Annotated in this window: 7 protein-coding genes; 4 read left to right on the top strand and 3 right to left on the bottom strand. The window is 61.9% G+C overall.

Annotation, left to right across the window (positions count from 1 at the left end; genetic code table 11):
• Nucleotides 1–19 precede the first annotated feature (19 nt).
• Genes DK870_RS05300 through DK870_RS05290 form a run of 3 tightly spaced genes read left to right on the top strand, consistent with a single transcriptional unit; the run spans nucleotide 20 to nucleotide 2,490 of the window.
• A complete protein-coding gene (locus tag DK870_RS05300) occupies nucleotides 20–760 on the top strand; it encodes a molecular chaperone (protein WP_161548190.1) in 741 nt (246 codons plus the stop codon).
• Nucleotides 761–779: 19 nt separating this feature from the next.
• Nucleotides 780–1,268 (top strand): CS1 type fimbrial major subunit, encoded by a 489-nt coding sequence (locus DK870_RS05295; RefSeq protein WP_161548189.1) that lies wholly within the window; start codon nucleotides 780–782, stop codon nucleotides 1,266–1,268.
• A gap of 10 nt (nucleotides 1,269–1,278) precedes the next feature.
• Nucleotides 1,279–2,490 (top strand): hypothetical protein, encoded by a 1,212-nt coding sequence (locus DK870_RS05290; RefSeq protein ID WP_161548188.1) that lies wholly within the window; start codon nucleotides 1,279–1,281, stop codon nucleotides 2,488–2,490.
• Here the strand turns inward: DK870_RS05290 and DK870_RS05285 are convergent.
• Nucleotides 2,448–5,627 (bottom strand): transglycosylase domain-containing protein, encoded by a 3,180-nt coding sequence (locus DK870_RS05285; RefSeq protein WP_161548187.1) that lies wholly within the window; start codon nucleotides 5,625–5,627, stop codon nucleotides 2,448–2,450. The genes DK870_RS05290 and DK870_RS05285 overlap by 43 nt on opposite strands.
• Nucleotides 5,628–6,010: 383 nt before the next feature.
• Between DK870_RS05285 and DK870_RS05280 the strand changes: the two genes are divergently transcribed.
• Nucleotides 6,011–7,429: an amino acid permease gene (locus tag DK870_RS05280; protein ID WP_161548186.1), complete on the top strand. Its 1,419-nt coding sequence runs from the start codon at nucleotides 6,011–6,013 to the stop codon at nucleotides 7,427–7,429.
• Between the two features lie 30 nt (nucleotides 7,430–7,459).
• Here the strand turns inward: DK870_RS05280 and DK870_RS05275 are convergent, their stop codons facing one another.
• Nucleotides 7,460–13,912 (bottom strand): NEL-type E3 ubiquitin ligase domain-containing protein, encoded by a 6,453-nt coding sequence (locus tag DK870_RS05275; RefSeq protein WP_161548185.1) that lies wholly within the window; start codon nucleotides 13,910–13,912, stop codon nucleotides 7,460–7,462.
• Between the two features lie 108 nt (nucleotides 13,913–14,020).
• Nucleotides 14,021–15,151, bottom strand: coding sequence for an OpgC family protein (locus DK870_RS05270; protein ID WP_161548184.1), 1,131 nt, complete (start codon nucleotides 15,149–15,151; stop codon nucleotides 14,021–14,023).
• Nucleotides 15,152–15,174: the final 23 nt, after the last annotated feature.

Raw genomic sequence — 15,174 nt, 5'->3', positions numbered from 1 at the left:
ATCCGTTGAGGTTCAAGCAATGAAACGTTTTTGCATGCTGTTAGGCGCCACGCTGTTTTCGCTGAGCAGCCACGCCGGCCCGCAGATCAATGTCGGGGTGGTCTACGACTACCTGGATGCGGAAAAAAGTACCTATATGAAGCGCGTGTTCAACGGCGGCACCTCCACGGCTTTCGTCAAGGTCAACATTCTCGAGATGATCTACGCCGCCGATGGCAGCTACCGGGAAGTGCCGTTGCAGGACCATGCCGGCGGCACCGCCCGCGACGGCCTGATGGCCAGCCCGGCGCGCCTGATCGTGCCGGCCAACGGTACCCAGGGCACGCGCTTGCTGTTCATGGGCAACCGCGACAAGGAGCGGTATTTCCGCGTGCGCTTCGTGCCCGTCGTGCCACAGAGCGAAGATGAATTCGCCCTTACCGATGAAGAGCGCGCCGAATACAAAGACAACCTCGCCGCCGGTGTGCGGGTGCTCGCAGGCTACGGCACGGTGTTTTTCGTGCGCCCGAAAAACACGCGTTTCGACACCCAGGCTGATAACGCCGCCAGGCGCTATGCCCTGCGCAACAACGGTAACAGCGTCGTGGTGGTGGATGAATTCAAGGACTGCCGGGTCGACGACCCGCGTGACTGCCGGCCCACCGTCAAGCACCACATCATGGCCGGTCGCAGTTTCAGCTTCGAAAAGGAAGCGGGGCGCGAATACCGCTTCAACCTGATCGAAGGCGCCGCGAAGAAAACCATCGAGATCAAGGGTTGATCCCGTGCCGAGGTAAAAAATGCTCAAGTTACTGACCTGCGCCGCTGTCTCCATCGTCGGCCTGCTGACCGCCACCCATAGCCGGGCGGCGCTCGAGCGGGAGACCTTCGAAGTGTTTGTCGAGATCCCCACGCCGGACTTTTATGTGCTGCCGGTCGACCCGCAGTTGTTCCACCGTGAACAACGCCTGGACTACAACCCGGTGTCGTCGCAGTTGAGCCCGTTGCGCGCGCTGTTCGATGTAAAAAACACCGGCGGTGCCATCGGCGCGCGGCTTGAGGAACAGCCGTTTCTGTACAACGGCAGCGACCGTATCGATCTGCGCGTGAGTTTCAACCGGCAGGCGTTGAGCCTGGACCGCAGCGAAGTGGTGTCCACCCTTGATGCCAAGCCCGGCACGCGCGTCCCGCTGGAAATCGTCGCGATCAAACCCGCCGACGACTACCTTCCCGGCAATTACTACGGCACGGTGCGGGTGGTGTTCGACGCCACTGCGCCGGGCTCATGAGGTTTCTTTGATGAAGTTGATTATCCGCGCCGTGTGTGCGCTGGCGTTGCTGTTACCGCTGGCCGCGCAGGCTCTGACCCAGGACATCACGGCGGTATTTCGCCCGGATCCGTCCAACCCCTTGCTCAACCGTTTCGTCAACACCACACCCGAGAGCGGGATCTGCCCCTGGCACATCCCTGAGCGCTGCAAGGCTCTGGGGATTTTCAGCATCCGCACCAGCGACCTGAGCTTCTCATCCAGCGTACCGATCCAGGGCGGCCATACCGACGTACGCAAAGGCGCGATGTTCAAGGTGCCCAGCGAGTGGCGCGATGTGATCGTCAGTCATGCAGTCACAGGCGCGTCGGAAACGGTGAGGATGCGCATCGCCGGTATCGGTGGTCGTTTCGATTTGTATGGAGGTGTGGGCCAAACGGTCTGGGCCAGGGGCGCCATTGGCTGGAAATATGCCCCTGCACCTTGTCTGGGGACCAACTATGGCACGGGTAACAATACGTTTTTCTTGTGGTCCTGGATCACACCGCTCAACGTCGGTGCCTGCGACATGGCTGCGGTCAAGGATATCCCGGACATCCGCTATCCGGTTTTCGAGTACTCCTACGAACTCAGCACTCCGAACCCGCTGACCATGGACAGCGGTGTGTACACCGGCAGCATCACCTACAGCGTAGGCCCCCGGGCGGATTTCGATTTCGGTGACATCATGCAGCCCAACGACAACCAACTGACTTTCAACTTTACCCTGAACGTCGATCACCACCTCAAGGTCGAGGTGCCGCCGGGTGGCAACCGCGTGCAACTCGAACCCCAGGAGGGCTGGCAGGCGTGGTTGAAGAACGGACGCAAACCCACGCGCCTGTTCCGCGACCAGACTGTCAACCTGTGGGCCAGCTCGCCATTCAAGATGACCCTGGAATGCGGCGAGCCCATGGGCAATACCTGCAGTATGCGCAACGCCGCCGGCGATCAAGTCCCGCTGGACGTCGCCGTCACCTTGCCCGTCGGGTTGAACGACAGCGTCGGGCGACCGGTCAACCGGCTGCCCTTGCGCCTGGACGGTGTGGGCACCCAGTTGTTCCAGCCGACCCGGTACATCGACCGCAAGCCCAGCACCCTGCACTTTGAGATCAAGGCGGACAGCGTGTCGCAGATGCTCGATCACGGGGGGGGCAGCGCCTACTCAGGCACGGCCACCGTGGTGTGGGACTCGGGGTTGTAGGCGCTTGCCGAGCCCCATGCCCTTGCGCCGGCTTCGCCATTAGCCTGGCGGTTTTCCGCGGCCGGCACGCATTGGGTATGGCTACCCGGTTGCAGGTACGGCATCAGGATCGGCGCCATGCCTTTGAGCACTTGCACCGGCAAGGCCGAGGTGAAGGTGAAGTGTTCCGCCGAGCGGCCAGGAACGAAGGCGGTCAGCGTGCCGAAATGGCTATCGCCCAGGTAGAACACAAAGGTCGCGGTGCGGTTGATCGACTTGGAGCTGATCACCCGGCCGCCGGCGCCGATGGCTTCGATGCGGTTGTCGCCGGTACCGGTCTTGCCGCCCATGGCCAGCGGGGTGCCGTCGGCCAGTTTGAAACTGCCGGAGACGCGTTTTGCCGTCCCCGCATCCACCACCTGGGACAACGCGCCGCGCAGGGCTTGCGCCACCGCCACCGGCATGACCCGCTTGCCGGGCGCGGGGTCGTTGATCAGGCGGGTTTCATAGGGCGTGTCGGCGCCAAAGTGCAGGCTGTCGATGCGCAGCACTTTGGAACGCACACCGTCGTTGAGGATGATGCCCATCAGTTCCGCCAGCGCCGCAGGTCGGTCACCGGAGCTGCCAATGGCGGTTGCCAGGGAGGGCACCAGGTGATCGAAGGGATAGCCGACCGCCTGCCAGCGCTGATGGATATCGAGAAACGCCTCGATCTCCAGCATGGTGCGAATACGGCTGTCGCGTGCGCTTTGATGACGGCTCTTGAACAGCCAGCTGTAGACTTCCTGGCGCTCGAACTGGCTGGCTTTCACGGCCTCGCCGAATGTCGCGTCGGGATGGTTGAGCAGGTAGCCGAGCAGCCACAGGTCCAGCGGATGGACCTTGGCGATGAAGCCTTGGTCAGGCAAGTCATAGCTGCCGGGACGGTAGTCTTGATAGAGCTTGGCCAGGCGCTCGTCACTGAGCTTGCCGACGTCCTTGCTGCCGGCCAGGTGCGAGCGCACGAAGCGGTTGAAGCTTTCCTGGCTCGCGTCGGGCAGCAAGTAACGATGCACAGCCGCCAGGCGGATCGGCGTCGCACGGACACTGTCGAGGAACGTATCGAGGCGGGCCTGGGTGTCTTTTTTCTGGTACTTCTTCCAGAACCTGAGCAGGAACGCGGTGCCTTCGCGGTCGGCGAATCTGGCCAGGTATTCCTGGCGCCGAGGGTCGTTGTCGTCCTTGAGCAACTGCGCGCTGTTGTTGGGGCCTGCGTAGGTGGTGTAGCGCACGATATCGCGCATCAGGCGAATGAACGGCAGGTTGATCGATTCGCGCAAGGCGTCGCGCAGGGTGGGGCTGCGGCCATTGTCCTGGCTGCGAAAGTTATGGAAGTGATGCAGGCCGCCCCCGGTGAAAAAACCTTCTGCCGGGTTGGCCGAGTAGGTGCGGTCAAGGGCGGCGTCGAGCATTTTTTCCAGGCTTTTGTCCGGGGTCTGGATCAGGTAGTCGATGGCCCACCGGCTGAGGCGGTCCTGATCGTTGATCGGCACTTTTTTCAACGCGGCGGGCGATTGCGCCGCGTATTGGTCGTGCAGCTCACTGATGATTTGCAAGTAGGTGGTGAGCACCCGCAGCTTGGCCGTGGAGCCCAACTCCAGCTTGCTGCCTTCATTGATATCAAACGGTTGGTCGGTGTTATCGGTCTGTACCCTGACCCGCGAACCGTCCGGGGTCAGCTCGAACAGGGTAAAGCTGTAGCGGACTTGAGGCGTGCTGGCGGCGGTCAGCAGGCGTTCGCCGAGCAGGCCGAGCTGGCGCGCATAGTCAGGGTCGGCCAAGTGCTTGAGGTAATCGCTGACCTGGGTCTGCAGGGTGCCTTGCAAGGTACTGGTCGCCGACAGGTCCAGGCGGTCGAGGTCGTACAGCGGGCGATTGAGCAACGCGGCAACCCGGCTGCGTGCGACGCTGATGCCCTTGTTGGTTTCAATCGGTTGCACCGTGGGTTGTTGCACCCAGTCGCGATAGCTGAGCGGGGCGCCAAGGGCCGCGTTGAGCAAGGGCGCATCGATCACGCCGTTCTGGGCCAGCAATCGCAGATGGCTGTCGGTGAGTTGCGCCAGTTCGTCACGCCCCTTGACCAGGTAATGTGAAGGGCGGCGCTGGGCGATGATCAACGCCAGCACCTCGCGCAAGGCCAGCGCTTTGGCTCGCAGGTCATTGCCCACCAGCGCCTGGTTGACCTGGTTGAAATCGGCGCCGAACCACACCCGCAAACCTTCGGCCAGGCCGTGCACCTCACCGTGCCCCGGCACGGCCGACAGCGGCACGCTGTTGAGGTAGTCGCGCACGATATTCTGCCGTGCGATCGCGGTGTCCGGCCCCGCCTGGTAAGCCCGTACGCCGGCGGAAAACATCTGCCGCAGTTTCTCCGCGCCGGAAAGGGTCAGGCCATCCGGGGAGTGGCGGTACTTTTCCAACTGGGTCGCCAGGGTACTGCCGCCGGCACTCTGGCCTGGCAGGTGCAGGGTCTTGGCCACTTGCGACCAGGCCGCCTTGGCAAAGCGCGGCCAGTCGACGGCGGGGTTGGCCTGTGGGGCGGCGGGGTCGAGCAGGTCACGGTTTTCGATAAACAGCAGGCTGTTGACCACCAGCGGCGGAATGCCGGCGAAGCTGGCGTAGAGCTGTTGCGGGTAGGTGTATTGGTACAGCGGCAGCGCTTGGCAATCGGTGAGCGACAAACCGGCCTGGATTTTTTCCGCATAGGGCACGAACAGTCCCTGGCGGGTGTAATCCATCAATTGGGCGGAGAAGCGCGTCTGGGATTGCACGACGTAACCGCGTTTGAGCAAGCGGGCCAGGAAGTCGTCGAGATCGCTGTAGCCCAGGCGTCGATCAAACGGTCCGGGGCCTGGGTACACGATGGCATCACTGGGACCGTCGGCCAACCGGTAGGTCAGTTGGTTGGCCAGCCTGCTCAGTTGCTCGGCTTGCAGGCGTGAAGTGCGCATCTCTCTGGCGGCGGCAAAGCCCAGGGCCAGCAGCGCCATCAGCACGATCAGCCAGAACAGCCGGCGCCCGTAGCGGGGCCTGGGTTTATTTTGGGGTAAAGGCGCTGGTTCCGAACTGCCTTGTAATTTCGCAGCCTTGGTCGATTCGGTTTGCCACAGTGCGCCCATAGTCGATTGATCCATTCACGCAGATTGATCGGACTTGTTTGAAGCTTAGACGGTGTGGGCTTGATGTGAGGAAATTGTGTTTTTTGCGTGGGAAGCTTCTGAATCCGCCCTTGAGTGAACGACTGCAGCTGCGGCGATTAGTCGCCGGGTATAGGTCATATGCGCCTGTGAAATTGCATTATTGTGGGCGCTTCCACTAAATTGACTGGCTTTTACAGTGAAAGGCACTGGTCGAGGCTTTTTATACTGCACGGCCCATCGTCTTGCCCTGCAAGGCGGGGCTGTTCATGAGACGGCCCCGGTTTCGATTTCCGCCTGGCCTCACCGGCAACGGCGTGTGAAACGCGACGGGCTATCCAATAACAAGATGAGGTTGTATCCCTATGCCAGTCGGCAACCCCCTGCCCCATGGCGAGACCGCTCAAGGCGGCCCGCTCAAACGCGAACTCGGTGAGCGACATATTCGCTTGATGGCACTCGGCGCCTGCATCGGCGTCGGTCTGTTCCTGGGTTCGGCCAAGGCCATTGAAATGGCCGGTCCGGCGATCATGCTGTCGTACATCATCGGCGGCCTGGCGATCCTGGTGATCATGCGTGCGCTCGGCGAGATGGCCGTGCACAACCCTGTCGCCGGTTCGTTCAGCCGTTATGCACAGGATTATCTGGGCCCGCTGGCGGGCTTCCTGACCGGCTGGAACTACTGGTTCCTGTGGCTGGTGACCTGTGTCGCGGAAATCACGGCGGTCGCGGTGTACATGGGCGTGTGGTTCCCCGATACGCCGCGCTGGATCTGGGCCTTGGCGGCGCTGATCAGCATGGGCACCATCAATCTGATCGCGGTCAAGGCGTTCGGTGAGTTCGAGTTCTGGTTTGCCCTGATCAAGATCGTCACGATCATTGCGATGGTCATCGGCGGCGTTGGCATCATTGCGTTCGGTTTCGGCAACGATGGCGTGGCGCTGGGTATTTCCAACCTGTGGGCCCACGGCGGTTTCATGCCCAATGGCGTGCAGGGCGTCCTGATGTCCTTGCAAATGGTCATGTTCGCCTACCTGGGCGTGGAGATGATCGGCCTGACCGCCGGTGAAGCGAAGAACCCGCAGAAGACCATCCCCAGCGCAATCGGCTCGGTGTTCTGGCGCATCCTGCTGTTCTATGTGGGGGCGCTGTTTGTGATTCTGTCGATCTACCCGTGGAATGCGATCGGTACCCAAGGCAGCCCGTTTGTGATGACCTTCGAGCGCCTGGGGATCAAGACCGCCGCCGGCATCATCAATTTTGTGGTGATCACCGCGGCCCTGTCGTCGTGCAACGGCGGCATCTTCAGCACCGGGCGCATGCTTTACAGCCTGGCGCAGAATGGCCAGGCCCCGGCAACCTTCGCCAAGACCTCGAACAACGGTGTGCCGCGTCGCGCCCTGCTGTTGTCGATCTTTGCACTGTTGCTGGGGGTGTTGCTCAACTATCTGGTGCCGGAGAAAGTCTTTGTCTGGGTCACCTCCATCGCCACCTTCGGTGCGATCTGGACCTGGCTGATGATCCTGCTGGCCCAGCTTAAATTCCGTAAAAGCTTGAGCGCTGCCGAACAGGCCGGGTTGAAATACCGCATGTGGTTGTACCCGGTCAGTTCGTACCTGGCGCTGGCCTTCCTGGTGTTGGTCGTGGGGTTGATGGCGTACTTCCCGGACACCCGCGTGGCGCTGTATGTGGGGCCGGTGTTCCTGGTGCTGCTGACGTTTGTGTTCTATGCCTTCAAGTTGCAGCCGACCGACGCGGGTGAGGGAGTACCACGCTCTGTTTAGTGCGGGGGGAGCGAGTTCGCTCCCCTGGCGTTAGCTGCGTCTCTGGTTGGCCAGTTGTGCTGCCTGGGTCAATTGACGGATCAGGCGTTCACGTTCGGCAGTTTCCTGGTCGGTAATCGACTGGCGCCGGTCCAGGTAGGTGTCTGAGCGTTTGTCCGTCACTGCCTGGTTCAACGCATTCACCTGGTGCCGGGTGATGGTGTCAATGGTGCTGAAAGGCTCCGGGTAGCTGCGGGCCAGGTATTCGAGCCAGAAGTCTTCCTGCAACAAAGAGGTTTGCGGCGCGTCGGTCTTGCTGATGTCCCGCAGCTTCTGCCGGGCATTGGCAATATCCCTGGACTTGACCCACTCCCGTGCCGAATACAACAGCTCTTCCTGATGCACCGGCAGGTTGAACTCCTTTGCCAGGCTCATGCGCAAATACAGCTTCACCTCGGCATCGTCAGGATCGACCTGGGCCTCGCGCAGTGATTTCAGATGGTCCTCGGCGAACTGGTCGAGTGTGCGCAGGTAGAACAGGCTTTGCGCCAAGGCCAGCAGCTCGCGTTCGGCTATGGCGATGTTCGATTGCGCCTTGGCCACGTAGCGCAGGTGGCGGATTTCCATATCGATAAAGGCCAGGATCGCCCCATCACCACAGGTGCCTGCCAGGTAGGTGTTGAGGAATACGTCGTTACGTAACTCGGTGGAATCGCCCATGGCGTTCAGCAGGTGCCACACCCGTTGGGTCAGGGCTTTTTTCGAGGTTTCGTTCTTTACATAGGCATAAGACTTGGTCAGGTCCTTCAGTACGCGAAATGCGTCATCGGAGCTCGCGTCCTCGTTGCTCTTCAATAGGTCCCACAGCTTTTTGCAGGCCGCGTGTTCGGCAGCAGGGATGCCGGTAAGCCAATCATTCAAGTCGGCCGGCACGTTCTGTTGATGCTGGATGCCCGGCAAGGGGCCGCCCAGCCTGACGCCGGTCTGGGCGTAGTAGTCGTTTATCCGCTCTAGCGTGTCGGCGTCCAAGGGGTTGTCGTGCAACACCGTATTGCGATTGGTGCGGGCCATGCTGGTGTTGAACAACGCGTCGGGAAGCGTGGTAATACGGTTTTCCTGAAGCATCAACGCACCCAGGTCGTCGCGGGTTTCGGCACCTATTGGCCATTGAGTGAGGCCGGTATTGCGCAGTGACAGAACCGTCAGCCTCGGCATGCTGCTGATATCCGGTGGCAGGCCCAATGGGTTGTTATCCAGGTGCAGTTCTTCCAGGCGGGTCAGGGTGGCCAGGCGTTGCCGGGATTCGTCGGTCAGTACGATGTCGTTGTCCGCCAGGAACAGCTGTTCCAACTGGGTCATGGCGGTGATGCTGGCGGGCAGCTCCGTGAGCATGCAGTCGATTTTCAGATACTTGAGGTTGGCGAACTTGCTCAGAAACGCATTACCGGTGGCCGAGAAGGTATCGCCGGCGATATGCAGGTAATCGATATGCGCAAAGCCCTGGGTGCCCAGGAGAAAATCGGCGTCGGGCAAGTCGTTGTCGCCCAGTTGCAGCTTGAGCACGTGCACGTCGAGCAGGCCGTCGGCATACAGTACCCGGGTTTCCTGACGCCAGGCGCTGCGGATCTGTTCGGCCAGGTAGCGCCGCTGGCCGAGGTTCATGCCCAAGGGGTCGGTGGCGGGGTCATCGTTGGCGTGGGGCGACTCCGCCCAGCGGGTGAGGCCGTAATCCAAAGCCTGGTATTCGGCCTTGCGCCGCTCCAGTTCGAGTAACGCGGCGGGTTCGCTCATGCCCAGTGCATCAATCAGGGCGTTGGCCTTGGCCACGCTGAAACTGGGGTAGATCTCGCGCACCTTGCTGACCAGATCCACCGGCTGGCGTGCGTGGAACGGCCATAGGTCGCTCAAGGTAAACGGGTAGGCCGTGAATGAACTGTTGACCGCCATCGGCGGCTGCAGCCAGTACGGAATATGCGGCAGATCGAGCAGGGCCTTGATCGCCACGCGCTGGCCCAGCGCGAGGTCAGCGAGGCGGTGCCGCAATGGGGTCAAATCACCGCTGTCGTCAATGCCCAGGGCTTGGCGCTCAGTTTCGGACAGCAGGTCGGCGACGCCCCTGAGCAGGTCGGTGGTTTCTCCCAGCGCCTGGCCCATGCCGTCGTAGGCCCGATAGCCGTTGTCCATCCTCACCAGAACCCGACGATCATTGCCGTCGAGGATCCCGGCGTGCTCCAGCAAGCGCCCTTTAGGCGTACCTGCGTGGATATCCAGGCGCAGGGCCGCCGGCCAGCCGGGGACGCTCTTGAGCAAATGCAGGATGATCTTTGCGCTGTCGGGGTTGGCCAGGGTCGTGAGGTACAAACCTTCGAAGGCGCGGTTCAGGCGCACATCATGGGCGGTCAGACGCGCCTGTTCTGCCAGGCGCAGGCCGACCTCGTCGTGATCGTGCAACTGCTTGAGTTCCTGGCGGCTGGCATGCTCCAGAATCGCCTTGGCCGCGCTGATGGGCAGTGCCGGATGATGGTTCTGCAAGCGCTTTTCCAGGCGCGTGCCGCGCTGTTCGCTCTGGCGGTAGAGGATATCGAAGAGCTGAGCGCGTTCCTGATGAGCATGCTCGGCGATTTTCTTCGCCAGTTTGAACAACCGCTCCTGCTGGGTCGCGGGCAGTTCGCCGAGCAGTGCCTCGATCAAGGCGGTGTTCAATACGATATTTTTCAGCGGCTCGGGGCCGTGGCTGTCGGTCTCGCTGATGCGGATCTTCTCGGCGTCGGGGTTGAGTTGGCTCGGGTACTGTCCGAGCACCTTGCCGTGGCTGTCGACCACTTCCAAGGCATGGCTGCGCGGCCATCCGGGCAAGGCGCTGACCAACAGCAATTGCAGCGAAGCCCGTGCACTGCGGCTGGCCGTGTAGGTGGTCATGGCGCGGATGAAGTGCAGGATCTCGCGCTCGATGCGAAAGCGCTTGCTGGTATCGGTCAGCAACGGAGGGGGAGCCAGGCCGGCGCTGTGCACTTCACGCAAGGCCCGCGACGGGGTGTCGGTGAGCTTGAGGATGTGTTGCGCGGTGGCTTGGTCGACGTTGAAGTCCTCGCTGCCGAGGCGATAGAGCAGGTGGTGGTCGTCCCAGGACAGTGGGTTTTCGCTGGAAAACCGCCACGCGCCGCGGCGATTGTGCTCCAGGCGGGGCGTGTCGACACCGACTTTTTGCGGGTGCTTGAGCCGCCATTTGAGCCGGTTGTGGTCATAGGTCACCGGGTACAACGAGCCATACAGGGGCAGCAGTTGTTGCCCGTCGAGTTCGTAAAGGCCCAGGGCGTCGGGTAACAGGTTGGCGGGCAGCACCACGCTTTGCGCGTACTGGCCCAACGACTGATCGAGCAGGGTGATGTAGCCTTCGGGGCTGCGTTGGGCGCTCATCAGGTCGCCAAGGGTGTTGCGCAAACCCTGGGCATCGGTGTCTGAGGTCATGCCCAGTTTCAGCCGTTCGTGGGGTTGCAGCACTGAGCCGATGGCCAGGTAGAAGCTGTCGACGCTCGGCGATACCGGGATCAGGCCCGCATTGCGCATGTCATAGGCCTGGTAATGGCCGTCGCCGTGGTGCCGCAACTCCACGGTGGTGTCATCCGGGCCACTGTTGGCATACGGTTTGTCGTCGATCTCGGTGATTACGAAGTGCCGCTTGAGGGTGTTGCGGATCAGGCTGGAGGCAAACTCCCGTGCCCATAGATCGGTGTCCGCATCAAAAGCCCTGGCGTGATACAAACCATCGATCACGGCGTCGATGCGCAGGGCCGTGCGATGGTTTTCCAGGTGTTCACGCAGCACATGGGGCAGCGTGCCATCCTGCAGGAACTGCGCCCGCTCGGTGCTGCTGAAGCGCTGGTCGCGCAGCAGTTGATCAAGGTTGGCCGAGCTCAAGGGGCGGTACAGGCTACGCAGTTTTTTCAACACCGGGGTGACTTCCACCCGCGCCGGCGCGGCCCTGACCGGCACAAACACCCTGGCGGTATCGGTGGCTGCGATTTCATGGCGGGCAAAGCCTGAGTAGCGTGTCAGGGCGCTGAACAGGTCGATTCGCCGCGCTCGCGCCAGTCCACTGATCTGCAGGCGTATCCGGGCGATGCGCTGGGCTTCGGTGAGGTTGGGGCTGCCTTCTTTGCCCAGCACCGAGGCGGCGGGTTGCGCACGCAGGATCAATTCAAACAAGGGTTCCTGGGTCACGGCGCCGCTGCCGGTGTCGCCCATGGCGCTGTAGGTGCCGTCATCGCGGCGCGTGAGGGTAATGCGCTGTGGTGTGGCCGGCGGTGGGTCGCTTTTGGCGTAGCTTTCGAGCGGCGTGCCGTACGGGTCGTACACGTCGATCAGCACCTGCGCCGGCCAATCCGGCAGTTGAGTCAACAGGCTCAGTACCAGGCTGTCGGCATGCGGCGGCCAATGTCCGCGCCGGTGAAAGTGGTTGACCAGTTGGTTGATCAACTGGTCCGCCTGCAGGCGACGTACCCCTTCAGTCAGGGTGATGGGGGCAGGGCTGCCCGACCACACGCGGTCCAGAATGGCGCGCGTGGTGGCCGTACTGCGCAGCAGCGTGTGCATATCGGCATCGGTGAGCGCATGGGTGCCGTTGGGCAGCATGCGCTCGGTCAGTTGGCGGTCCGAGAGGGTATGGGCATCTTGCAGGTCCAGCACCCAGACCTGTTGCGCCGGCTCGAAGACAATCGTCGGGGCGTAGGCGTTGCCATCGCCGTGCTTGATTTTCCAGCGCATGGCCCGGGCGTCGTAGTCGACCTCCACCACCTGCCGTTGCCCGTTTTGCTCGAGCCAGGCGTATTGGTGACCCTTGATCGCGTAGGTGCCTTGTGGGTTGATGCGCTGGCCGTCGAGCTGGTTCTGGTCCGGCACGGCGTAAGGGCGGATATCCGGAGTCCACAGTTCATAGGTATTGTCGCTGCGCAGGACTTTGCGTGGTTGGCCCAATCGCTGGATCAACTGCTCCAGGCGTTGCCGGTGCACACGCCCGGCGGTGGTGATCAACAAGCCGTTGACCGCGAGGTCGGCCACATCGCTCAGCGCCGCCGCGAACTGACTGGCTTCGCCTTTGGCCGCTTCGTTGATGCCGGTGATCAGGCTGTAGCCAAGGCTACCGAACACTACCGCCTGCATGACTCGGTTCAACCCGCTGACGCCACCTGGCACGGGTGTCAGCAGCAGTTGCAGAATTTCATCGGCGATCGCCGCTGCACCGTCGATCACCGCTTGCAGGTCGCGCTCCGAACGGGCGGTGGCGAGGGTTGAAAGGTTGGCCCGGTAGCGTTTCACCTGGCGCTGGGTCAGGGCTTCGACCAGGGTGTGTTTGCGGTTTTGCCTGGGGTCGGCGCTAAAACGCAGGCTGTCGAGAGTACGTTCGGGGAACAGACGATGAAAGGTGTCATACAGGAACCCCGCCAACGGGTTCAGGCCAGGCGGGCGCGGTTCATCCTTGAGTAACTTCTGGAACCCGCGCAGTTCGGGGGTGGGCAGTTGTCTTGCAAACCAGCCCAGGTCGCCCTTGCGGTGGCTGTCCTTGAGTTGCTGCACAAATGTCTGGTTGGCGCTGTTGGCGTCTACGTGATAGCGCAAGGCACCGTCGGGGCGGAACGGAAAGTAGGAGACGACGCCCAGGCTGGCCACTCGGATCATCAGCAAGGGCACTGCAATGGTTTTGCCGGTGCGTATGCTGAACGTCTCGAATTCAAGCGCGGGGCCGCTGCCGTCGATGGCCTGGCTGAGCTTATCGTAGAGCTCACGGGTCACGCCGGTACTGGCCCGGTTGCGATACGCCTCCAGGGCTTCGAACGCCAGGCTGGCACGCGCACTGGCCAGCAGCAGAGTCTGAAGTTTTCCGCCTTTGCGCAGGGCGTCGTTAAGGGTGGTTTGCAGTTGGCCGCCGAGGTCGAGGTCGCGGCTGATCTGGATGAATTTTTCGACGGTCAGATCCGGGTCGTCCACGCCACTGAGCGACGATGCATCGACAAAGGTTTGCCCCGCCTTGGGCGAATGACTGGTGGTGAAGTCGAAGTTGAGACAGGCCGCATCCCACAACGACAGGCTGGAATGGTGGGCACGGTATTTCCACGTATCGTAGGCCCGGCGAAACCGGCGTGCGCCTCGCCCATCGTTCATGGCACTGGTGCGCGGTTCCCAGGGCAGGGGGGCTTGCAACTCTTCCAGGTAGCGGGTGTGCAGGTAGGCCTTTTCGGGGTCCTGGCCGCCGATGCGGCTGCGTAATTGGGCCAAGCCGCTGGCCTTGAAGTCGCTGATCAGCTTAGCGTTTTGCGCGTCCACGGCCAGCAGGGCCTTGTGGGCTTCGCGTTGCAGCTTGACGTAGTCGCGTTGTTGCTCATGGCTCAGGCTGCTCATGGAGCGTGCGAAGGTTTCGCGGAGCATTTCCAGAGTCTCTTGGCGAGCCCAGGATTCGCTGGTTTGCAGCTCGCCCGACAATTCATTGAGCGGTGGATGGGTAGGCATCGACCATTTCCTTTCACTGTTAAGTGGAGGGCAAATGGAAGCATCCCCGTACCGTTCGCTGGCGCTACCTATATAGCTTGCGTGAACGGCACGGGGCGATTGGCGCGGCTACCGTGCGAGCGTGTGGACGAATGGCCGCTGGTCCAGGCGTTTGTTGAATTCCATCCAGGCGGCCAGGCCTCCCATCAGCAGCATGCCGGTGATGGCGGTGAGTAATTGCATGAGCAGGGTGTCGCCCATGAGCGCGTTAAGCATGTCTGCCAACGGCGCGAGCAACACACCGAGACAAAACACTTCGAGCGAGTAACGGCCCATGCGGCACACCTGTTCGGCCGGCCAGTTGCGCGTCCAGCCGGTGGTCGGGAGCAACTTGGCGGTCACGTAGGCCAGGGCCAGGAAATGCACCAGGCGCACAGGTGACAGGTCGGTCTTGCTGATGGGGTAGATCAGGTCGCTGAGGGCGGTGGGCACCCAGGCGTCGTGTACCTCAGGCCAGCGCCAGGACAACGTCAGAACCCCGGCCAGTAGCACGTAGAGCGCCGCCAGCAAAAACACGGGTTGCTGCAACAACGGTCGCGGTTGAGTGGGCTCAAGCCTCTGGCTGTAGATCGCTGCCGCGCCGCCCAGTACAAACAGGAATTGCCAGGTCACCGGGTTGAAATACCACACGCCATCTGCAATCGCCCGCAGGTTCCAGCCCATCCAGGGCGCCAGCAGGTACACTGTGGCGGACAGCGCCACCACGGCCCAAGTCCGGCGCAGCATCAACGGCAATACCAGCGGCAGGCCGGTCAGCAGCACGATGTAGAGCGGCAACGGGTCCATCAGGTTGGGCTTGAAGCGCAGCAGCAGCTCGTCGGTCAGCGCCTGTTGCGGATGGGTGATGAAGTGCGTCAGGCCCATCTCCTGGACCAGGTCGCGGGTCTCCACATGGCTGTTGGCGAAGAACACGATGCCCATCAGCATGGCCAATAAGAAAATATGCACCACGTACAGCACCCAGGCTCGGCGCAGGATTTTCAGCGAGGCGAACCAATAGCCATCACGTTGCAGGATCTTGCCGTAGGCCAATACGGCGGCGTAGCCGGCGAGGAACACAAACACCTCCGCCGCATCGCTGAAACCGATGTTGCGCAAGGTGATCTGGCCGAGTGGGTTGTGGGGGACGTGATCCCAGAAAATGAAGATCAACGCCAGGCCCCGAAAAAAATCGATGCGCGGGTCGCGTCCGTTCAGCATGGCGGCTGGCTCTTGAACAATAG

The sequence above is a fragment of the Pseudomonas sp. Q1 genome (assembly GCF_009935975.1).
Taxonomy (GTDB): domain Bacteria; phylum Pseudomonadota; class Gammaproteobacteria; order Pseudomonadales; family Pseudomonadaceae; genus Aquipseudomonas; species Aquipseudomonas palleroniana.
Note: the sequence above shows the minus strand (reverse complement) of the source record. Positions and strands in the feature narration are given on the sequence as shown.